Source organism: Burkholderia sp. F1 (assembly GCF_050813845.1).
Lineage (GTDB): Bacteria > Pseudomonadota > Gammaproteobacteria > Burkholderiales > Burkholderiaceae > Burkholderia > Burkholderia ubonensis.
The window spans coordinates 322,517-343,362 of the sequence record NZ_CP172421.1; the positions used below are offsets into that span (position 1 = coordinate 322,517).

Here is a 20,846-nt window from a genome sequence, read left to right on the forward strand (position 1 = left end):
AATCACCCGGATATGTCCGATGTCTCCGATCCTTTTCTATGGTGTTCCCGCAGGCTGCTCGTTCGGCTCGATCGTCGCGCTCGAGTGGGCCGGCCGTCCGTACCGACTGTCCCGCATCACGATGCCCGGCCTCGTGGCGAGCGACGCGTTCCTCAAGCTCAACCCGCTTGCCGAGACGCCGGCATTCATCACCGAGGCCGGCAACGTGCTGACCGAGAGCATCGCGATCCTCGGTCATATCGGCGCGCAGGCGCCCGGCACCGGTCTCGCGTTCCGGCAGGGCACGCACGATTTCGACCGGCTGAACCGGATGCTGGCGTATCTCAACACCACGTTCTTCAGCGCGTTCGGCGCGCTCTGGTACGTCTACGAGCACGCCAGCGAAGGCGCGGAAAAGGAGGCTCTGCAGGCGTACGGCCGCAACCGCGTGATGCGCGCGCACCGGCAGCTCGAGGCGATGCTCGGCGACGGCCCGTGGCTGCTCGGCCGGCAGCGCACGCTCGCCGACGCGTACTTCGCGGGTCTCGCCCGCTGGGCCGACTATCACCAGGTGTTCGACGGCGCCGCCTTCCCGCGCATCGCCGCGCTGCGCGCGCGGCTCGGCGACGATCCCGGCGTGCAATTTGCCCACGCGATCGAGGACGAGCGCCCGCTGCCGGCCTCGACGGCGTTCGAGGGGCACGTCGCGCTCGATGCCGCGCTTGCGCTCGCCCGGTTCGCGCCGGCGTCCGCGCCGGCCTGACGGCGGGAGCCGTCACCGCGCCCGCAGCGCGTCGACGATATTCATCCGCGCGGCGCGCATCGCCGGCAGGAAGCCGCCGATCAGCCCCATCGCCAGCGAGAACAGCAGCGTCTTCACGACGATGGCCGGCGTGAGCACGAAGCGGAACGACAGGTCCGAGAAGGTCTGGAAATTGGTGGTCGAGAACGACGCGAACTGCATCAGCGCCGCGCAGCCCAGCCCGGCGACGCCGCCGACGAGGCCGAGCAGCAGCGCCTCGAGCAGGAACGCGGCGAGCACGTTCGCGCGCTTGAAGCCGAGCGCGCGCAACGTGCCGATTTCCGCGACCCGGTTGGCCACGGACGCGTACATCGTGATCATCGCGCCGATCATCGCCGCGATCGAGAAGATCGACGACAGCGTGATGCCGAGGATGTTGATGAAGGTCGACAGCGCCCGCGACTGGTCGCCGTAGAACGCCTGCTCGCGCTTGGCTTCGTCGGCGAGCCGCGGATCGACGTCGATGTCCGCCTTGAAGCGCGCGAATGCATCGGCTTGCGCGATGCGCACGATCATCGACGAATAGCCGGTGCGCCGGAATGACTGCATCAGCTGGTCGACGTCGCCCCAGATCTCCGAATCGAAGCCGCTGCCGCCGGCGTCGATGTGGCCGACGACGGTCCAGTCGCGCTGCGCGAAGCGCAGCCGGTCGCCGATCCGCGTGCCGCTGAAGCCTTTCGCGATCGCGCTGCCGACGACGATCTCGGACGAACCCGCGTTGAACATGCGCCCGGCCGCGAGCCGCACGCGGGGGCGCAGCCCGAGGCCCGCCGGCGACACGCCGCGGATGACGACGTTCGACGGCTTGCCGGTCGAGGTCTTCACGAGCGAGATGAGCACCACCGCCTCCTTCGACGCGAGCGGCCGGCCGTCGGCCCCGAGCGCGACCGACGGATGCATCTCGATGACGTTGGCCTGCTTGTGGTCGATCGCGCTCTGCACCTCGGTTTCCGCGCCCTTGCGGATCACCACGACGTTGTCGGGCTCGCCGGTCGACACGAGCGTCTTCGTGAGGCCCGCGTCGAGCATCAGCACGGTCGCGAACACGAACACGACGAGCGCCATCCCGCCCGCGGTGAGCACGGTGGTCAGCCGGCGGGCCCACAGGTTGCGCGCGATGTAGGCGAGCGGAATGGCCATCGCCGCGCCTAGCCGATGGCCCGCAGGCCTTCGACGACGCGCACCCGCGCCGCGTGCCACGCCGGCACGAGCGCGGCCGCGACGCCGACCGCGAGCGAGCAGGCGGCCTGCAGCGCGATCGTCTGCGCGGACACGTTGAAGACGGGGAACACGCCGCCTGTCGCCTGCTTGAACAGGTTCGCCGCCGGCGGCATCGCGAGCATGCCGAGGCTGCCGCCGATCGCGGCGATCACGAGCGATTCGCCGAACACGAGCAGCGCGAGGAACCCGGGGCCGAAGCCGAGCGCCTTGAGCGTCGCGTATTCGGTCGTGCGCTCGCGCGCGCTCATCGCCATCGCATTGGCCATCACGGCCATGATGATCACGATCACCACGTAGGACACCACGCGAATCGCCGCGATGATCTGGTTCGACATCGCGACGAAGCCGAGCTGGAACGCCTGCTCGGTTTCGGTGAGCGTCTCGGCGAGCGAGTTCTTGAACACGGCGTCGACGTTGCGGGAGATCGCGGCGGCATCGTCGGAGTTCGCGATCCCGAACACGTACACGCCGACCTGGTCGGCCTGCCGCGGCGTCGTCTTGCGCACCCGCTCGTTCAGGTAGTCCCAGTGGAAGATCAGCTGCCGCGTGATCGTCGATTCGTCGCGCCCGTCCAGGATGCCGCGCACGACGAACTCCCAGGTGCCGGGGTAGATCGTGCCCTTGATCGGGATCACGTCGCCGACCTTGAAGCCGAACTGGTTCGCGAGCTGCCGCCCGATCAGGCAGCCCTTGCGGTCGCGCTGGTAGTCGGCGCGCTGCTGCGCGGGCAGGATGAGCTCTGGATACAGGTCGAGATAGTTGTCCGACACGGCGAACTGCGCGAAGAAGTTCTTCGGCTCCCGGTAGATGCCTCCGAACCAGTTGGAGCGGGCGACGATCGTCACGCCGTCGACGCCGCGTATCCGGTTCTCGTAGCTCACCGGCAGCGGAAACACGAGCGAGATCGCGTTGCGCGTGACGAGCCGCGCATTGGACGCCGCGGCGGCGCCCGCGTACCACGCGTCGACGACCGTGTGCAGCAGGCCGTACGCCAGCACCGCGATGGTCAGGCCGAGCACGGTCAGCAGCGTGCGCAGCTTGTGCCGCAGCGCGTTGCGCACGATCAGCTTCAGCGCGTACATCGTGCGACTCCGCGAGCGTGCTCAGCGGGCCTGCCCATTGGTCAGCTCCCCTTTTTCCAGATGCACGAGCGCCTTCGCCGCGCCGGCCGCATGCGCGTCGTGGGTCACCATGATGATGGTCTTGCCGAGCTCGGCGTTCAGGCGCTGCATCAGCGCCAGCACCTCGGAGGCGGACGCGCGGTCGAGGTCGCCGGTCGGCTCGTCGGCGACGATCAGCGCGGGATCGGTGATCAGCGCGCGCGCGATCGCGACGCGCTGCTGCTGGCCGCCGGACAGCTCCGACGGGTAATGGTCCATCCGGTTCGCGAGGCTCACCATGTCCAGCACCAGCTCGACGCGCTCGCGCCGCTCCTGGCGCGACAGGCGTGTGAGCATCAGCGGCAGCTCGACGTTCTCGAACGCGGTGAGCACCGGCATCAGGTTGTAGAACTGGAAGATGAAGCCGACGTGGGCGGCGCGCCAGTCGGCCAGCGCCGCTTCCGCCAGCCGCGTGATGTCGAGTCCGCCGACGCGCAGCTCGCCGCTGTCGGGCCGGTCGATGCCGGCGACCAGGTTGAGCAGCGTGCTCTTGCCGGAGCCCGACGGCCCCATCAGCGCGACGAAATCGCCTTCGCCGATGTCGAGCGTGATGTCGGTCAGCACCGGCACGGTCTGCACCCCGCGCCGGTACGACTTCGCGACGTGGCTGATCTCGACGAGCGGGGCGGGCAGGGCGGACGGCGCGGTATTCACGCTATTTCTTCGCGACGGTCACCTTCGCGCCGTCCTTGAGCTTCGCTGCGGGCGCCAGCACGAGCGTGTCGCCCGGGTGCACGCCGCGGATCGCGACGAGTTCGCCGATTCGCGCGCCGGTCGTCACGGCCGTCTCGCGCACGGCGTCGTCCTTCACGACGAACACCACGTTGCGGCCGTCGCGCTCGGCGACCGCGCCGGCCTGCACCGCCGTCACGGGCTGCTTGTCCTGCGCCGACACGGGCTTCGACAGGAACGCGATCTTCGCGCTCATGTCCGGCAGCACGCGCTCGTCGCGGTCGACGAAGCGCACCTTGACCAGCACGGTCGCCTTCGAGCGGTCCACCGTCGGCACGATGCGCGACACGCGGCCGGCGAAGCGCTGGTCCGGCAGCGCATCGAGCAGCATCTCGCACGGCTGGTCGACGCGGATCCGCGCGATGTTCGATTCCGCGACGTCCGCCTCGACCTCGAGCGTGGCCATGTCGGCGATCGTCACGACCGCGCCCTTGCTGTCCGACGCGGACGAGAACGGCGTGATGTTGTCGCCGACGTTCGCGTGCTTTTCGAGCACGACGCCGTCGAACGGCGCGCGGATCGCAGTCTGGTCGACCGCGACCTGCGCGGCCTGCGCGTTGGCCTCGGCCGACGCGATCGCGGCCCGGCTGCTGTTGACGGAGGCCCGCGCCTTGTCGACGCGCGCGAGATCGGTGTCGTACTGCGCTGCCGGCACCGCGCCCTTCGGCGCGAGGATTTCGGTGCGATGGAACGCAATTTCGGCGTCCTTCAGTTCGGCCTGCTGCAGCGCCAGGTTGGCTTGCGCGACCTTGACCTGCGCGAGCGCCTGCCCGAGCGCGGCCGCGACGTCCCGGCTCTCGAGGCGCGCGATCACCTCGCCTTGCTTCACCCGCGTGCCTTCGAGCACGCCGAGCCATTCGACGCGGCCCTGGGCCTTCGATGCGACCGCGGCCTTGCGCTGCGGCACGACGTAGCCGGTCGCGTTGAGCAGCGTGTCGTTCTGGAACGGATAGGCGGAGGTCACGGTCGTCGTTTCGACCGTCTGCCGGCCGGTCAGCGCGAACCCCGCGCCGATGGCGACGGCGACGACGAGCGCGATGGCCGCATGGCGGCGCCAGGGGCGCCGTTGCTGCGCGGCCGCGGTGAGCGACGGCCGGTCGATTTTCAACCTGTCCAGATTGTGATCGGGCAATTTGGAGCGCCTCGTGGCGGTCGCGGGCCGGTTTCGGGGGAAGGGACGGAAGCCAGGCCAAGTATAGCGTCGTATCGGCGGCCGGCGACGGGCGCTTCCTGACCCGGCCGGCAGGTTCGCGCGAGCGCGTCAGGGAAAGCCCGGATGCTGCAGGCTACCTGTCAACTCGCCGCGACGGCGGCGCGTTATGCAGCCAGTGCGTCAGTATTCGTCGCGCGGGGAAGGCGAAGGCCGTCCCGGCGGCGCGGCTGGCGTTCCGATGCGGATGCCTCGCATCTTTCATACCGGTTCGCTTGATTTTTTCCCTGACAGAGGAAGAACAATGAAGAAGACGCTCGCTTCGATCATGACCGCAGCATTCGCACTCGCATCGGTTTCGGCATTCGCACAGACTGCAGCGCCGGCCGCCGAAGCACCGGCCGCCGCATCGGCGCCGGCCAAGGCCGACAAGGCCAAGCCGAAGCACAAGCTGAAGTACCACGGTTCCGCGAAGGGCAAGGCGAAGGCCGCCGCCGCTTCCGCCGCCGGCACGAACGACACGGGCACGCAGAACTAAGACGCTACCCGCTCGCGGCCGGGTCATCCGGCCGGATGCCGCAACCCCGCATGTTGGCGCATGCGGGGTTTTGTTTTTTCAGGCGCCGGGCGCGACCGCGCGCATCGCGTCGACGACCGTGCGCATGCGCCGCCAGTGCGAGCCTTCCCAGAATACGCGCTGGCACACGTCGCAGGCGGCGAAGCGCCGGTGGCGCTGTCGCACGCCATCGGGCACGCGCAGGGCCGCGTCTTCGGCGCTCAGCGGATGCAGTGGCGCGTTGCAGCGCAGGCACAGGCGGAACGGCCGCATGTGCGGCGCCAGATCGAGCCGCGTGAACAGCTCGCGCAACTGCGCGGCCGGCTGCAGCGCATGCAGGTAGCAGCCGCGCGCGACCGCGCGCCGCTTGAGCAGCTCGCGGTCGCGGGTGAGGACGATGCGGCCGTCCCGCGCGGCGAGCACGGCGATTTCGTCGTCGCTGAAATGATTGTCGTAGCAGGTATCGAAGCCGGCGAGGCGCAGCAGTTGCGCGAGGCCGCCGAGGTGCGCGTCGGCGACGAAGCGCCAGTCCGGCGGCGCCGGCGCGCGGGCGCCATCCACCTGTTGCGGCGCGCGTTCCGGGTAGACGTCGACGCGGTCGCCGTCCGCGAGCCGCCGGTCGAACGGCGCCGGCGCGCCGTTCACGCACAGCCGCCCGACCTCCGTATGCGGCACGCCGAGCGCCTCGACCATGTGCTTGACGCTCGCCTCGCTCCCGCACGCGCGGGCGAACGCGCGGTCGCGCAGCGTTCGCGCAAGGAACGCGTTCAGTTCGCCGTGGAAACGGAAGGTCGCGGTCGCCATGCGCGCAGTATCGCATTGCGCAGGCGGCGGCGCTGCCTGCAGGTTGCACGCGATTGTGTTTAACTCGCGGATTCACTTGTCGAAGGAGCGTGCGATGGATCTCGGATTTATCGGGCTGGGCGAAATGGGGCAGGCGATCGCGACGAACCTGCTGAAGGCGGGGCACCAGGTGCGGGTCTGGAACCGTTCGCGCGAGCGGACCGGGCCGCTCGTCGCGCTCGGCGCGCAGGCGGTCGACACGCCGGCCGACGCGTTCCGCGGCGACGCCGTGTTCTCGATGCTCGCCGACGATGCCGCCGCGCGCGGGATCTTCGACGACGCGCTGCTCGCGCAGGCGCCGCGCGGCCTGATCCACGTCAACATGGCGACGATTTCCGTCGCGCTCGCCGAGTCGCTCGCGCACGAGCATGCGTCGCGCGGCCTCGACTATGTCGCGGCACCCGTGATGGGGCGGCCGGACGTCGCGGCGGCGGCGCGCCTGACGATCATGGCGGCCGGCCCGGCGGAAGCGATCGACCGGATGCAGCCGCTGTTCGACGCGATCGGCCAGAAGACCTGGCGGCTCGGCTCGCTGCCGCAGCATGCGAACGTCGCGAAGCTCGCCGCGAATTTCACGCTGGCGTCGGCGATCGAGACGCTCGGCGAGGCGTCCGCGCTGCTCGCCGGGCACGGCGTCGCGATGCGCGATTTCCTCGACGTGATCACCCACAGCGTGTTCCCGGGGCCCGTGTACGAAGGCTACGGCTCGATGATCGCCGAGCGGCGCTACGAGCCGGCGCGCTTCAAGGCGCGCCTCGGCCTGAAGGATGTCCGGCTTGCGCTCGTGGCGGGAGACGCGGTGTCGGTGCCGCTGCCGCTCGCGAGCCTCGTGCGCGACAACCTGCTCGATGCGCTCGCGCACGGCGGCGGCGAGCTGGACTTCGCGGTGCTCGGCGAGGTCGCGTCGCGCCGCGCGGGCCGCTGAAGCGGGCGGGCGGCGCGGGACAAATCCGCGCCGCAGGCGGCATAATCGTCGTTTCGTTTTCCTGCGCGCAGAGGCGGCAATGAGCTTGCATACGTGGTGGCTTTTCGTGGCGACGGTGTTTGTCGTGTCGGCGATTCCCGGTCCGAACATGCTCCTCGTGATGACGCACGGCGCGCGGCATGGCCTGCGGCGCTCGTCGGCGACGATGGCCGGCTGCCTGAGCGCGCTGGTGCTGATGCTGTCGGTGTCGGCCGCCGGGCTCGGCGTGTTCCTCGAGGCGTGGCCGGCGATGTTCAACGCGCTGCGCTATGCGGGCGCGGCCTACCTGATCTATCTCGGCGTGAAGGCGTGGCGCGCGCGCGTCGATGCCGACACGCCCGGCGCCGACGTCGAGCCGGTGGCCCGCCAGGCCGCGCCGGCGTCGGGCTGGGCGCTGTTCCGCAACGGCTTCCTGGTCGCGGGCAGCAACCCGAAGGCGATCCTGTTCGCCGCCGCGCTGCTGCCGCAGTTCATCAACGCGTCCGAGCCGACGCTGCCGCAGTTCGGCGTGCTGGTCGCCACGTTCGCGGTGATCGAGGTGAGCTGGTATCTCGTCTATGCGTCGTTCGGCATGCGCATCGGCGCGACGCTGAAGAGCCAGAACGTCGCGAAGGCGTTCAACCGGCTGACCGGCGGCCTGTTCGTCGGCTTCGGCGCGATGATGGCGCTGGTGCGGCACTGATTCCGGCGGTTTTCGGCTGCTTCGGCCCGACGCCCCGTCCTCGTCCGAGGGCGGGGCGTTCGTCTTTCAGGGGCGTGCGCCGGGCACGGCCGCCGTGCCGGGGCGACGCTCGGCCAGGAGCCCGAACGCGCCGGCGGCGCCGGTGAACGCCAGCGCGACGCCGCACACCGCGGGCCAGCCGCCCCATGCCCACGCGCTGCCCGCGAGCGCCGCGCCGAGCGCGCCGCCGACGAAGAACGATCCGACGAACAGCCCGTTCAGACGCCCGCGCGCGGCCGGATTCAGCAGATTGATCGCGCGGCGGCCGAGCGTCTGGTCGGTGACCACGCCCGCGTCGAGCAGCGCCGCGCCGGCCGCCAGCAGCACGAGCGCCGCGCGGCGATGCGTGTGCGCGTCGAAGCCGAACCATCCGGCGCCCGCGACGCCGATCGCGACGAGCGCCGCCAGCATCGCAACGTGCGCGAGCCGCAGCGCGGCGGGGCCGTGGCCGCGATCGCCGGCCCGGCCGGCGAATGGCGTTGCGATCACGCCGCTCGCGCCGGCGAACGCGAACAGCGCAATGCCGTGCAGCCCGAAATCGAACGGCGGCTGCGCGAGCCGCAGCCCGATCGCGGTCCAGAACGCGCTGAACGCGGCCATCACGAGCGCGGCGGAGAGCGCGTGCCGGCGCAGCACCGGCTCGTCGGCGAGCAGGCGCCCCATTGACGCGAGCAGCGCGCGGTAGCCGGCCGTCGCATGCGGCCGGCGCGCGGGCAGCCGCAACGCGAGCACGGCGGCGATGGCCGCGTCCGCGGCCGCGGCCAAGCCGTAGAACGCACGCCAGCCGAACGAGCCGGCGATCAGGCTCGCGAGCGGCCGCGACAGCAGGATGCCGAGCATCAGCCCGCTCATCACGTTGCCGACTGCGCGGCCGCGCTGCGCGTCAGGCGCCATCGACGCGGCCATCGGCACCAGCATCTGGATCACGCTCGACGCGGCGCCGGCCGCGAGCGTCGCAAGCAGGAACACGGTGCCCGACCGCGTGAGCGCCGGAAGCGCGAGCATTGCCGCGCACACGGCGAGCGTCGTCACGATCACCCGGCGATTCTCCAGCAGGTCGACGAGCGGCACGAGCAGCACGAGCCCGGCCGCATAGCCGAGCTGCGGCAGCATCGCGACGAGGCCGGCGAGGCCCGGCGGCAGGCGCAGCTCCGTGCTGATCGGGCCGGTCAGCGGTTGCGCGGCGAACAGGTCGACCACGATCACGCCGACCGTCGCGGCGAAGAACAGCGTCATGCCCGCGCTCAACGCAGGCGTTGCGCCGCCGGACGCGCGCGGCGCGGCGGCAGGGCAGAAGTCGGCACGGCGAGTCATCGTGAGCCCGTCGGGAGTGGAAAGTCCCAATCGTAGGTGGCTGATGTTTATGCGACAATTGAAATATGTCTAACATGATTATGCGAGTTTGTTTTGAATACGCGCGATCTGCAGGCATTCGTCGCGGTGGTCGACAGCGGCTCGATGGTGGCCGCCGCCGCGAAGCTTCATCTGACGCAGCCGGGTCTCACGCGGCGCGTGCAGAATCTCGAAACCCTGCTCGGCGTGCCGCTGCTCGAACGGCAGAGCAAGCCGCTGAAGCCGACCGCCGCTGGGCGTGAGGTCTACACGCTCGCGCGCAACGTGCTGGGCGCGGTGGACGAATTGATGGCGGTCGGCGTACCGGACAGCGAACCGTCCGGCGAGCTGCGCATCGGCGTGCCGCCGTTCCTGTCGGAGCTGGCGCTCGAGCGGCCGGTCGACCGGCTGCGCGACGCGTTCCCGCGCCTGACGCTGCGCGTCACCGCGGGCTGGTCGCCGGCGCTCGTGGAGGGCCTCGAACGGGGCGCGCTCGACGCGGCGGCGGTCATGATGCCGGCGAGCGCGGCGTTGCCGGATGCGCTGACGACGACGCTGCTCGGCACGCAACCGGCCGTGCTGGTCGCGGCGCGCGACTTCCCGCTGCCCGACGGGCCGCTGACGCTCGATGCGCTGTCGCACTTTCCGTGGGTGCTGAGCCAGGACGGCTGCGGGATGCGCTCGGCGCTGAGCCGCGCGTTCGGCTCGGCCGGGCTGCCGTTCAACGTCGCGGTCGAGGCATTCGGGTCGGATCTGCAGCTGTCGCTGGTCGCGCGCGGCGCGGGGGTTGGCATCGCGTCGCCGACTGCGCTCGCGCGCAGCGCGCATCGCGATGGGCTGCGGGTAGTCCGTACCTCCGGGCTGGAGACGCGGATCAACATCTGGCTTGTGCACGGCGCGCTGCCGGGCCGCCTGCTGCGGCCGGTCACGCTGCTGCGGGATGCATTGGCCGAGGTGCTGGCGCAGGAGAAGCAGATGGGGTCAGAAGTGCTGACCGTTTAGAGCCGGCATTCGAGGGAAAATCCTGATTTTCGCAACAGAAATGTTGCATTGCGGAAACCGATTCGCTATAGTTACACCTGTCTCCTCCATGTCTCCTCTGATATGGATTCAGCCCGCCTCTTAGGCGGGCTTTTTTTCGTCCAGATTTTTCCGATCAGCGTCAGAACTTGTACGACATCCCGATGTAGCTGATGATCGGATCGGCCTTCAGGTCCGATTTCGACTCGGCGAGCGTCGTGCCGTCGGCCGCCTTGATCGTCACTGTCGACGTCGTCTTCAGCGGGATGTAGGTGACCGACGCGACGAGCCCGAAATGCTCGGTGATGTTGTACTGCAGGCCCGCGTTGAACACCGGCTGCCACGACGACGACGCCTTCGCGTCCACCGAGGTCTTGCCCGGCTTGCCCGCGCCCGCCGCGAGGATCGCGCCGAGGTTGTCCTGCGTCTGCTTGACGAAGTTCGGGTTGAGCTGCAGGTCGCTGAACCAGTTGTACGACACGCCGAGGCCGAGGAACGGCCGGAACGTCGCGGTGGCCTGCCCGAAGTAGTACTGCAGCAGCACGGCCGGGCTCCACTGCCGCACGCTCTTCACGATCGGGTTGACCGATCCGAGCCCGATGTTCTGCGTGCCGAGCGCGCCGGCCGGGCCCGGCGGCTTGATCGTGCCCTGGCCCGACACCTTGAACACCGGCGGCACGCCCGCCACCGACGTGACCGCGATGTGGTCGGTGAGGAAGTGGCTGACCGTGAGGCCGACGGTGTCCGCGCCGCTCGTGCGCAGCCCGGTGCCCGGCGACGTGAACGACGGCGGCAGGCGCAGCGGCGTGTTGATCGGCGTCGGCGCGACGTTGGTCGTCATCGGCGTGCTGCTCTGCTGCGGCATCACGTGGAACCAGCCGAGCGTGACGACGTTGCTGCCGGCGCTTTGCGCGTGCGTCGCGAGCGGCGCCAGCGCGGCGGCGCCGGCCGCCGCGCCGAGAAGGATCTTCTTCATGACGGCTCCCGTGCCCGCTTACTGGACGAACGCGCCGATCGTGAAATACGGCGTCGGATTCGCGTTGTCGAGGAAGCCGAACACGCCGCCCGTGAAGATGAACTTGCCGGTGGGCGCCGTGCTGCCCGCGCCCGTGTGGACCGTCGTGACCGTGCCCGGCACCTTCTGCGTGTAGTCGAGGTCGAGCGGGGTCGCGAGCGATGCCTGCGCCGGCTGGAACGGATCGAGCAGCGTCGCCTGGTTGTTGATCAGCGCGGTGGTGCGGTAGTTGAACGCGCTGTCGACGCCGATGTACTCGCCGTTCTGCGAGCCGACCGTGATCGCCGTCTGCGGCGCGAGGATCGAGATGCTCGATTCGTCGTCGGCGGTGAGGCCCGGCACGCCGTTGCTGTCGGGCTGCACGTTCGGGTTCGCGACGCCGGTGCGCACGAGGATCGGCACGAGCTGGTTGCGCAGCTTGCCGACGATCATGAAGCCCCTGCCGTGCGGCAGCGTCGACAGCGTCGGCTTGAGCTGGCTCTGGTAGCTGTTGGTCTGGAACGCGCCGCTGCCGTCCGCCGACTGCGCGAGGTTCGTGCCCGGCTGGCGGCACGTGCCGGCGAACTGGCCGGTCGTGTCGCACTTGATCCACGTGCCGTCGGCGTTGATCGTCACCTTCGCGTCGATCGACACCGGCGCGAACTGCTGCGACGGCACTTCGCCGAAGCCGACGTGGCTGTACGTGCCGGCGAGGTTCGCGAGGTTGGTCTCGATTGCCGAGAAGCCGATGAACGGGTAGTACGGGAACTTCGTGTCGGGCACCGCTGCCTGGCCGAGCACGCCGCCGAACTGGATCTCCTTGCCGGGAATCGTGCCGCCCGCGACGCCGAAGCCGACGAAGATGCGCGCCGGGCGCGACGGGTCGAGGCTCGCGCCGTTCAGGCGGAACGCGCACTGGTTCAGCTTGTTGGTCGGCAGCAGCGTTTCCTGCGTGAGCGTGCCGCTGTCGACGGTGCCGGCGCGCGTCGGCGTGACGGTGCCGGTGGTGCGCGGAACCGGCGATTCGATGTAGCTGACCTGCCAGGTCATCCTGATCGTGTCGAGCTGCAGCTTGACGAGCTCGCCGCTGCCCGCGCCGCCGGTGTAGACGGTGCCGTAGTCGAGCGCGGCGGGGCAGAGACGGTCTTCGACGAGCGGCGGCGGATTGTCGCTCCCGCCACCGCATGCCGAAAGAAGGGGGGCGGCCACGGTGGCCGCGAGAATGAAGTTCCGCTTCATGTTGCTCCTCCAGTATTTGTCTTGTGTGGCGGCCGGCTCCCTGTCGGCCGCTTCGTGTTTGTGCGTCGTCCTGCCGGCGCCGTGCCGGGCGCCTCTGGTTCGTTGCCGCGACGGCGTGCGCCGCCGCGGTTCCGCCGTTATTTCGCCGTTACTTGCTGATCTGCGCGCCGACGCCGAAGTACGGCGCCGACGACGTGCTCGCGTTGGCCGACGTCGGCGTGACGCCGCCGTTCACCGTGCCCTGCACGAGCGTCGCGTACAGCCCGCCCGTCGCGATCAGCAATCCTGAATTTGCCGCGTAGCCCGAATTGGCCGGCGGGATCGTCCGCAGGTTCAGCAGGCCCGGCGTCGCCTGGCCGTAGTCCAGCGTGAAGCCGTCCTCCGCGGCCTGCGTCGTCGGGTTCACGAACGTGGCGTTCCCGCCGCGGATCAGCGCGGCCGTGTACTTGAAGTTCGAGTCCGCGCCCGCGTAGCCGCCGTCGATGCCGCCCGACGCGAGCGCCGTCGCGTTGCCGAGCACCGCGATGCCCGATTCGTCGTCGACCTGCGCGTCGGCGTGCAGCGGCGGCGTGCCGAGGTTCACGTTGCCGGTGCGCACGATCACGGGGACCGTCGCGCCGTTGAGCTGGCCGATCACCATGTGCGCGGTGGCCGACCTGCCGGTCTGGCCGACCAGCGGCAGGCTCGTCTGCGGCAGCGTTTGCGGCGCCTTCGCACTGTCGAAGTAGCCGCCCTTCGCGCTGGCCTTCCACGGGGCGCCGGTCGTCTGGCAGCCGCCCGCGCTCGTCGACGTGCACGCGCCGCTCGCGTCGAACGTCTCGCTCGAGTTCGAACCCTTGGTCGCGTAGTTCGACGACGGCACGAGGTGATAGATCAGCGCGTTGTACGTGCCCGGCAGCTTCGTCAGATCCGCCGTCGTGCTCGCGAAGCCGAGGAACGGATAGAAGTCGAAGTGGCGGTTCGGCACCTGGCCGACGTTCTGCACGATGCCGGGGATGATCGTCAGGCCGTCGTACTGCACCGTCGCGCCCGGAATGCCGCCGCCTGCCACGCCCATGCCGACCAGCAGCATCGGCGGATTGGCCTGGTTGAAGTCGGCGGCGGTCGAATACATCGAGCCGTCGCCGGCCGTGCCCGAGCCAGGCGTGAGGACGAACGCGCAGCGCGTCTGCTCGGCGGTCGGCAGCGTGCCGGTCGGCGGGTGTATGACCTTGCCGGCGATCGTGGTGCCGACGCGCGTGGGCGTGACGGTGCCGGTTTTCAGCGGAATCGGCGATTCGAGCCACTTGAGCGTGTAGGTCATCGCGACCGCGTCGATGTTGACGCTGACGATTTCGCCGCTGCCCGCGCCGCCGAGATACGTGCTTTTCACGATGTCCGCGTTGGCCGGGCACAGCGCGCTGTTGACGGGTTGCGACGCAGGCGGTCCCTGCGTGCCGCAGCTCGAGCCGGAACATTGAGGCGCTTCGATCGGGGCGGGCGCGCCGGAATCCCCTCCTCCACATGCGACGAGCAAAGGGGCAATGGCAAAGGCCGTTGCCACCCCCTTCGATAAGGTGTGCGACATGCCGCTGTCTCCAATCGTTTAATTGTGCGAGTTAATGTCGCTGCCCGTATTTTTGCTGTCAATTGATGAACCCGTCTAAAAAAGACGATTGAAACGGCGGCGGTCCGATAAATGCCTTCATGCAGGGGCATTCAGTAAGAATTAAAACGCAAGGTGTGCTGACGATGTGCGCCGGGGCAGGTATGGCGCGGCGCGCGGAGAAATGCCGGGCGGCCTTTTGGCCATTACGGCAGCGTTTAAAGCGGCGGTATCCGGTTTATCCCTATTCGGGATTGACTGGATAAAACTGAAGCGGGATTAATCGAATGGAGGTCGCGCAATTGAAAGCTTGTAAATTATTGTAAATCCGGTCCCGGATTATCATTTATTGCTTATTGCGGGCAAATAAAAAGCCGGCCAGCCGCCGGCTTTGCATCGCATGAGAGGATGATCAGTGATTGAGGCCCGTGTCCTCGGCTGCGCCGATGTTGAGGTTCATGCACTGGATCGCGGCGCCCGACGCGCCCTTGCCGAGATTGTCGAGGCGCGCGACGGTCACGAAGCGCTCTTCGTTGCCGAACACGAACAGGTCGACGCGGTTCGTGTCGTTGTTCGCCTGCACGTCGAAGAAGCCGGTGTCGAGGTTGTCGTCGGCGTTGAACGGTGCGACGCGCACGAACGCTTCATCCGCGTAGTACTCGGCGAAGATGCGCTGCACGTCCTGCGGCGTTGCGCGCTTTGCGAGCTGGCCGGGCGTGAAATACGTCGTCACCGCGAGGCCCTTGAGGAACGGGCCGACGATCGGCGTGAAGATCGGCGCCGTGGCGAGGCCCGTGTGCGCGGCCATTTCCGGCAGATGCTTGTGCGTGAGGCCGAGCGCATACGGGCGCGGGCTCGCGAGCTTCGCGGCCGACGCGGGGTTTTCGTAGTCGGCGATCATCGACTTGCCGCCGCCGCTGTAGCCGGTGATCGAGTGGCTGTGCGCGGCGAACGTCGGCGCGACGACGCCGGCGTCGACGAGCGGACGCATCGCGAGCACGAACGCCGAGGCATGGCAGCCCGGCACCGCGATGCGCTTCGACGTGCGGATCTTCTCGCGCTGCGCGCGGGTCAGCTCGGGCAGGCCGTATGCCCAGTCCGGGCTCGTGCGGAACGCGGTGCTCGCGTCGATCAGCGTCGTGTCCGGGTTCTCGACGAGCGACGCCGATTCGCGCGACGCGACGTCCGGCAGGCACAGGAACGTGACGTTCGACGCGTTGATCAGGCGGCGGCGTTCGTCGACGTCCTTGCGCTTCGCTTCGTCGATGCGCAGGATCTCGATGTCGCTGCGGGCGGACAGGTATTCGAAGATCTTGAGGCCGGTCGTGCCTTCCTGGCCGTCGACAAAAACTTTGGTGCTCATTTCGCTCTCACTGAAACGGGGCCACGGCGCTTGCACGCCGGAAAACCGCCATTCTAAGACTTCATGCGGCGGGCCTGCACCGCACGGGCCGAAAAAAAGACGGCCTCGCGGGCCGTCTTGTGTCCCTTTATCGGGGCAGGCCGCTTCAGCGGCCGCCCGCGATCCAGCGGGCCGTCGCCTCGGCGACGCGCCGGCCGAACGCCTTCGCGGTCTCGAGGTCGCCCGGCAGCGGCGCTTCGTCGGGCGACGCGTCCGACGGCGATTGCGCGAGCAGGCCCGTGAAGCCGCCGACGAAGTTGATGTCGTTGCGCGTGGCCGCCTTCGAGTTGGCCGGCATCAGGCCCGTGCCGACCCACACCATCCCATGCTGCATCGCCAGCGTGACGAAATATTGAATCGTCGAGAACTTGTCGCCGTTCATCGTCGCGGAGTTCGTGAAGCCCGCGGCGATCTTGTCCTTCCATTTCTGCGCGAACCACGGTTTCGACGTCGCGTCGGCGAACGTCTTGAACTGCGCCGACGGGCCGCCCATGTAGGTTGGCGCGCCGAACACGATCGCGTCGGCCGCGTCGAGCGCGGCCCAGCCTGCGTCGTCGAGGTCGCCGACCGCGACGAGGCGCACCTGCGCGCCCGTGTCCTGCGCGCCGGCGTGGACGGCTTCGGCCAGCTTCTTCGTATGGCCGTAGCCGCTGTGATAGACGATGACGATGCTCGACATGAGGTGTTCTCCAGATGAGGACGAAGGGAGCGCCGACGCGCGGCGGCGTGCCGCGATCGGTCACGACGAGTCTAGCAACGCGAAATGACGCAAAAAACTGCAATGGAGCAGGACGGAGTTTCGCGGGCGTCGGCAATCGGCGGCGCGCTGCCGCGCCGGCTTACTGTCCGTAATGCACGACGAGCGTCGCGGTGCCGATCGTCTGCGTGCCGATCTCGTGCTCGAACATCGGCGCGGGGCGGCCCTGGCCGATGCGCAGGTCGGTGCTCTTCAGCGCGTAGATGGTGATGATGTAGCGATGCGGCTTGCCGGGCGGCGGGCATGGGCCGCCGTAGCCGTCGATGCCGAAATCGTTGCGCGCCTCGCTCGCGCCGATGCGCCGCAGGAGGCCCGACGCGCTCGCATCGGCGGGCAGGCTCGTGACGGTGAGCGGCAGGCTTGCGACGGCCCAGTGCCACCAGCCGTGGCCGGGCGCGTCCGGGTCGAATATCGTGATCGCATAGCCGTGCGTGCCGGGCGGCGGGTTGCGCCACGACAGTTGCGGCGAGCGGTTCGCGCCCTTGCAGTCGCCGCGGTCGAACAGCTGCGCGGCGCCGACGCGGCCGCCCGGCGACAGGTCGTCGCTCGACACGGTGAACGCGGAGGAGTCCGCATGCGACGGCATGCAGGCGAAGGCGGCGACGCAGAGGAGGGCAAGGGCGAGCGGAGACGGGCCGTTCGATGACGCAGGCGGAGCGATCTGGCGACCCACACGCATATGGCGCTTCTCCCGTCACATGGGCCGGGCGGGTGAGCCCGGCATCATTTGTTGTCGCGAAGGTGATTGCGGCGATGGAGCAAGTCTAGCATTAGGGTTCGATGAGCGACGCATGTCGTGACAGATGGCCGCGACAGACCCGGGACGCGGCGCGAAAAAAAAGCCGCCCGCCGTGAGGCGAGCGGCTTGTGCCGCGATGGCGCCGGCGTGCCCGCCGGCGCGGCATCACTCCTGGGCGCCGGTCGCGCCGCCGTGCGCGGCCGACCACTCGGCCGGCGAGTGCAGGAATTTCTCGACTTCGTCGAGCGTCTTCGTCTCGAAGTAGCCCGACGCCTTCGCGACGCGCAGCACGTCCCACCAGGTCGCGAGCGCGTGCAGGTCGACGTCGATGTCCTTCAGGACCGACACGCTCTCCTTGAAGATGTTGTAGTGGAACAGCACGAAGCAGTGGTTCACCGTGGCGCCTGCCGTGCGCAGCGCGTTGATGAAGTTGATCTTGCTGCGGCTGTCGGTCGTCAGGTCCTCGACGAGCAGCACGCGCGAGCCTTCTTCCAGATGGCCTTCGATCTGCGCGTTGCGGCCGAAGCCCTTCGGCTTCTTGCGCACGTACTGCATCGGCACCATCATGCGGTCGGCGATCCAGGCCGCGAACGGGATGCCGGCGGTTTCGCCGCCCGCCACCGCGTCGATCTGCTCGAAGCCGACGTCGCGCAGGATCGTCGCTTCCGCCATTTCCATCAGGCCGCGGCGCACGCGCGGATACGAGATCAGCTTGCGGCAGTCGATGTAGACGGGGCTGGCCCAGCCGGACGTGAAGATGAAAGGCTTTTCGGCGTTGAAGTGCACCGCCTGCACTTCGAGCAGGATTTTGGCGGTCGTGTCGGAGATCGTCTGACGATCGAAGCCTGTCATGGGCATTCCTTGGATGGTGAGCGAGGAGCGGGCGCGTGCCCGGTGGCGCAGCAAGGGGAGCCCGCCCGCGAGGGCCGGGGCGCGACCGGGGAGCCGATCGTATCGCTGCGCGCGTAGCCGGTTATTTTACCCGATTCGGGCTGATTTCGACGGACTTTGCATGCGCTTGCCGCCGTGTACGGAACAGTCCGGAATAAACGGGGCTTGATCGGCGGGCCGCTGCGAGGCCCGCGATGCCGCGCCGCAGCAACGCACACTATGCGCGGGGTGTACACTAGTCGGCCCTAGAATAATCGCTCAGTACTTTGTACTTTCCTCTTGCCACCCGCCGAGGTTCGATCGCGCGCCGATCCGGCGTGCAACGGCCGTCGCAATCGAATACCCCCTCGATCCACGCATCCGCGGCTCAAGGTGCTGCGTACTGAGCACTCGCATTTCTCTTTCGCATGTCTCTCGCAGGTCAATCATGGACGAACAACTGAAGCAGGCCGCTCTCGCCTATCACCAGAACCCGAAACCCGGCAAGATTTCGGTCACGCCGACCAAGCCGCTCTCGAACCAGCTCGATCTGTCGCTCGCGTATTCGCCGGGCGTCGCGGCCGCGTGCGAGGCGATCCACGCCGATCCGCTCGACGCGCAGAAGTACACGTCGCGCGGCAACCTCGTCGGCGTCGTGACGAACGGCACCGCGGTGCTCGGCCTCGGCAACATCGGCCCGCTCGCCGCGAAGCCGGTGATGGAAGGCAAGGGCTGCCTGTTCAAGAAATTCGCGGGCATCGACGTGTTCGACATCGAGCTGTCGGAATCCGATCCGGACAAGCTCGTCGACGCGATCGCGATGCTCGAGCCGACGCTCGGCGGCATCAACCTTGAAGACATCAAGGCGCCGGAGTGCTTCTACATCGAGCAGAAGCTGCGCGAGCGGATGAAGATCCCGGTCTTCCACGACGACCAGCACGGCACCGCGATCATCGCGTCGGCGGCGATCCTGAACGGCCTGAAGGTGGTCGGCAAGACGATCGGTGAAGTGAAGCTCGTGTGCTCGGGCGCGGGCGCGGCGGCGATCGCGTGCCTGGACCTGCTCGTGAAGCTCGGCCTGAACAAGGCGAACGTGCTCGTTTGCGACTCGAAGGGCGTGATCTACGAAGGCCGCGGCAACCTCGATCCGTCGAAGCAGCGCTACGCCGTGACGACCGATGCGCGCACGCTCGGCGACGCGATCGTCGGCGCGGACGTGTTCCTCGGCTGCTCGAGCGCCGGCGTGCTGAAGCAGGACATGGTCAAGACGATGGGCGAGCGCCCGCTGATCCTCGCGCTCGCGAACCCGGAACCGGAAATCCGCCCGGAAGACGCGAAGGCCGCGCGCCCCGACGTGATCATCGCGACCGGCCGTTCGGACTACCCGAACCAGGTCAACAACGTGCTGTGCTTCCCGTTCATCTTCCGCGGCGCGCTCGACGTCGGCGCGACGACGATCACGGAAGAGATGAAGCTCGCCTGCGTGCGCGCGATCGCCGAGCTGGCCGAGGAAACCGACCAGAGCGAGGAAGTCGCGAAGGCGTATGAAGGCCATTCGCTCGAGTTCGGCCCGGAATACCTGATTCCGAAGCCGTTCGACCCGCGCCTGATCATCAAGATCGCGCCGGCCGTTGCGCAAGCCGCGATGGATTCGGGCGTCGCGACCCGTCCGATCCAGGACATGGACGCGTACCGCGAGCAGCTCGGCGCGACCGTCTACCGCACCGGCATGGTGATGCGCCCGGTGTTCGCGACCGCGAAGAAGGCCGCGGCCCGCATCGTGTTCGCCGAGGGCGAGGACGAGCGCGTGCTGCGCGCCGCGCAGTTCGTGCTGCAGGAGAAGATCGCGAAGCCGATCATCGTCGGCCGTCCGTCGGTCGTCGAGATGCGCTTGCAGAAGATCGGCTCGAAGCTGAAGGCCGGCGTCGATTTCGAGATCGTCAATCCGGAAGACGACACCCGCTATCACCAGTACTGGCAGGCATACCACGAGATCGGCGCGCGCGACGGCGTGACGCCGGAAGTCGCGAAGGCGGCGCTGCGCAAGTTCAACACGCTGATCGGCGCGATGCTCGTCCACCTGGGCGACGCGGACGGCATGATCTGCGGGATGATCGACACGTACCACAGCCACCTGAAGTTCATCGAGCAGGTGCTGGGCCGCGCGAAGGGCGCCGAGCATTTCGCGGCGATGAACCTGCTGATGCTGCCGGGCCGCAACCTGTTCCTGTGCGACACGTACGTGAACGAGGTGCCGAGCGCCGAACAGCTCGCCGACATGACGATCCAGGCCGCGGCCGAGATCGAGCGCTTCGGCATCACGCCGAAGGCCGCGCTGCTGTCGAACTCGAACTTCGGCAGCGCGCCGTCGGCGTCGTCGCGCCGGATGGCCGAGGCCCGCAAGCTGATCGTCGAGCGCGCGCCGCAGCTGGAAGTCGACGGTGAAATGCACGGCGACGCGGCGCTGTCCGAAGTGGTCCGCAAGGCCGCGTTCCCGGGCACGACGCTGTCCGGCGAAGCGAACCTGCTGATCATGCCGAACGTCGAAGCGGCGAACATCGCGTACAACCTGCTGAAGATGGTCGGCGGCGAAGGCGTGACGGTCGGCCCGCTCCTGCTCGGCGCGGCGAAGCCGGTTCACATCCTGACGCCGGCCGCGACCGTGCGCCGGATCATCAACATGACGGCGGTGGCTGCGGCGAACGTGAACACGAAGTAAGTTCGCACGAGCGGTCGCGCCGCGCTTCGCGCACGGCGCAAAGGAAAACGCCACGGAACCC

19 protein-coding genes are annotated in these 20,846 nt (G+C 68.6%); 6 read left to right on the forward strand and 13 right to left on the reverse strand.

All coding sequences use genetic code 11. From position 1 onward, the window contains the following. Positions 1-19: 19 nt before the first annotated feature. Positions 20-742: a glutathione S-transferase family protein gene (locus tag ACFIMZ_RS01520; protein WP_431821113.1), complete on the forward strand. Its 723-nt coding sequence runs from the start codon at positions 20-22 to the stop codon at positions 740-742. Positions 743-754: 12 nt separating this feature from the next. Here the strand turns inward: ACFIMZ_RS01520 and ACFIMZ_RS01525 are convergent, their stop codons facing one another. From ACFIMZ_RS01525 to ACFIMZ_RS01540, 4 genes are read right to left on the reverse strand one after another with little or no spacing between them, the layout of a single operon-like run. Then, positions 755-1,921, reverse strand: a complete 1,167-nt coding sequence (locus tag ACFIMZ_RS01525) for an ABC transporter permease (RefSeq protein ID WP_431821114.1) — start codon at positions 1,919-1,921, stop codon at positions 755-757. A gap of 8 nt (positions 1,922-1,929) precedes the next feature. Then, positions 1,930-3,084 carry an ABC transporter permease gene (locus ACFIMZ_RS01530; protein ID WP_431821115.1) on the reverse strand — a complete coding sequence of 385 codons (1,155 nt, stop codon included), beginning with the start codon at positions 3,082-3,084 and terminating at the stop codon, positions 1,930-1,932. A gap of 21 nt (positions 3,085-3,105) precedes the next feature. Then, positions 3,106-3,816 carry an ABC transporter ATP-binding protein gene (locus ACFIMZ_RS01535; RefSeq protein WP_431821116.1) on the reverse strand — a complete coding sequence of 237 codons (711 nt, stop codon included), beginning with the start codon at positions 3,814-3,816 and terminating at the stop codon, positions 3,106-3,108. A gap of 1 nt (position 3,817) precedes the next feature. After that, positions 3,818-5,026 (reverse strand): efflux RND transporter periplasmic adaptor subunit, encoded by a 1,209-nt coding sequence (locus ACFIMZ_RS01540; protein WP_431821117.1) that lies wholly within the window; start codon positions 5,024-5,026, stop codon positions 3,818-3,820. Between the two features lie 322 nt (positions 5,027-5,348). On the opposite strand from ACFIMZ_RS01540, the gene ACFIMZ_RS01545 reads away from it, so the two are divergent. Further along, positions 5,349-5,582 (forward strand): hypothetical protein, encoded by a 234-nt coding sequence (locus ACFIMZ_RS01545; protein ID WP_431821118.1) that lies wholly within the window; start codon positions 5,349-5,351, stop codon positions 5,580-5,582. A gap of 78 nt (positions 5,583-5,660) precedes the next feature. On the opposite strand, the gene ACFIMZ_RS01550 is transcribed toward ACFIMZ_RS01545, so the two are convergent. Beyond that, positions 5,661-6,404: a Mut7-C RNAse domain-containing protein gene (locus ACFIMZ_RS01550; RefSeq protein WP_431821119.1), complete on the reverse strand. Its 744-nt coding sequence runs from the start codon at positions 6,402-6,404 to the stop codon at positions 5,661-5,663. A 94-nt stretch (positions 6,405-6,498) separates the two neighbouring features. Between ACFIMZ_RS01550 and ACFIMZ_RS01555 the strand changes: the two genes are divergently transcribed. Both ACFIMZ_RS01555 and ACFIMZ_RS01560 read left to right on the forward strand, forming a co-directional pair. Continuing rightward, a complete protein-coding gene (locus ACFIMZ_RS01555) occupies positions 6,499-7,368 on the forward strand; it encodes an NAD(P)-dependent oxidoreductase (protein ID WP_431821120.1) in 870 nt (289 codons plus the stop codon). A gap of 79 nt (positions 7,369-7,447) precedes the next feature. Continuing rightward, positions 7,448-8,089, forward strand: coding sequence for a LysE family translocator (locus tag ACFIMZ_RS01560; RefSeq protein WP_431821121.1), 642 nt, complete (start codon positions 7,448-7,450; stop codon positions 8,087-8,089). Between the two features lie 66 nt (positions 8,090-8,155). On the opposite strand, the gene ACFIMZ_RS01565 is transcribed toward ACFIMZ_RS01560, so the two are convergent. Next, positions 8,156-9,442: an MFS transporter gene (locus ACFIMZ_RS01565; RefSeq protein ID WP_431821122.1), complete on the reverse strand. Its 1,287-nt coding sequence runs from the start codon at positions 9,440-9,442 to the stop codon at positions 8,156-8,158. 93 nt (positions 9,443-9,535) lie between these two features. Here ACFIMZ_RS01565 and ACFIMZ_RS01570 point away from each other — a divergent pair, with 93 nt between their 5' ends. Then, positions 9,536-10,462 carry a LysR family transcriptional regulator gene (locus ACFIMZ_RS01570; protein WP_431821123.1) on the forward strand — a complete coding sequence of 309 codons (927 nt, stop codon included), beginning with the start codon at positions 9,536-9,538 and terminating at the stop codon, positions 10,460-10,462. 160 nt (positions 10,463-10,622) lie between these two features. Here the strand turns inward: ACFIMZ_RS01570 and ACFIMZ_RS01575 are convergent, their stop codons facing one another. The 7 genes from ACFIMZ_RS01575 to ACFIMZ_RS01605 form a co-directional block, all read right to left on the reverse strand. Continuing rightward, positions 10,623-11,456 (reverse strand): OmpW/AlkL family protein, encoded by an 834-nt coding sequence (locus tag ACFIMZ_RS01575; protein ID WP_431821124.1) that lies wholly within the window; start codon positions 11,454-11,456, stop codon positions 10,623-10,625. An 18-nt stretch (positions 11,457-11,474) separates the two neighbouring features. After that, positions 11,475-12,713, reverse strand: coding sequence for a DUF2957 domain-containing protein (locus tag ACFIMZ_RS01580; RefSeq protein WP_431821125.1), 1,239 nt, complete (start codon positions 12,711-12,713; stop codon positions 11,475-11,477). Positions 12,714-12,861: 148 nt separating this feature from the next. Next, a complete protein-coding gene (locus tag ACFIMZ_RS01585; RefSeq protein ID WP_431821126.1) occupies positions 12,862-14,280 on the reverse strand; it encodes a DUF2957 domain-containing protein in 1,419 nt (472 codons plus the stop codon). Positions 14,281-14,710: 430 nt separating this feature from the next. Further along, entirely contained in the window at positions 14,711-15,661 is a 951-nt protein-coding gene (gene argC, locus ACFIMZ_RS01590) for an N-acetyl-gamma-glutamyl-phosphate reductase (protein ID WP_431821127.1), read from the reverse strand. 145 nt (positions 15,662-15,806) lie between these two features. After that, the gene (locus ACFIMZ_RS01595) at positions 15,807-16,379 is read right to left on the reverse strand and encodes a flavodoxin family protein (protein ID WP_431821128.1); all 573 of its coding nucleotides are present in this window, start codon (positions 16,377-16,379) and stop codon (positions 15,807-15,809) included. A gap of 160 nt (positions 16,380-16,539) precedes the next feature. Further along, positions 16,540-17,136 carry a YbhB/YbcL family Raf kinase inhibitor-like protein gene (locus ACFIMZ_RS01600; RefSeq protein WP_431821129.1) on the reverse strand — a complete coding sequence of 199 codons (597 nt, stop codon included), beginning with the start codon at positions 17,134-17,136 and terminating at the stop codon, positions 16,540-16,542. A gap of 225 nt (positions 17,137-17,361) precedes the next feature. After that, positions 17,362-18,048: an orotate phosphoribosyltransferase gene (locus ACFIMZ_RS01605; protein WP_431821130.1), complete on the reverse strand. Its 687-nt coding sequence runs from the start codon at positions 18,046-18,048 to the stop codon at positions 17,362-17,364. Positions 18,049-18,514: 466 nt separating this feature from the next. Here ACFIMZ_RS01605 and ACFIMZ_RS01610 point away from each other — a divergent pair, with 466 nt between their 5' ends. Beyond that, entirely contained in the window at positions 18,515-20,785 is a 2,271-nt protein-coding gene (locus tag ACFIMZ_RS01610) for an NADP-dependent malic enzyme (RefSeq protein ID WP_431821131.1), read from the forward strand. Positions 20,786-20,846: the final 61 nt, after the last annotated feature.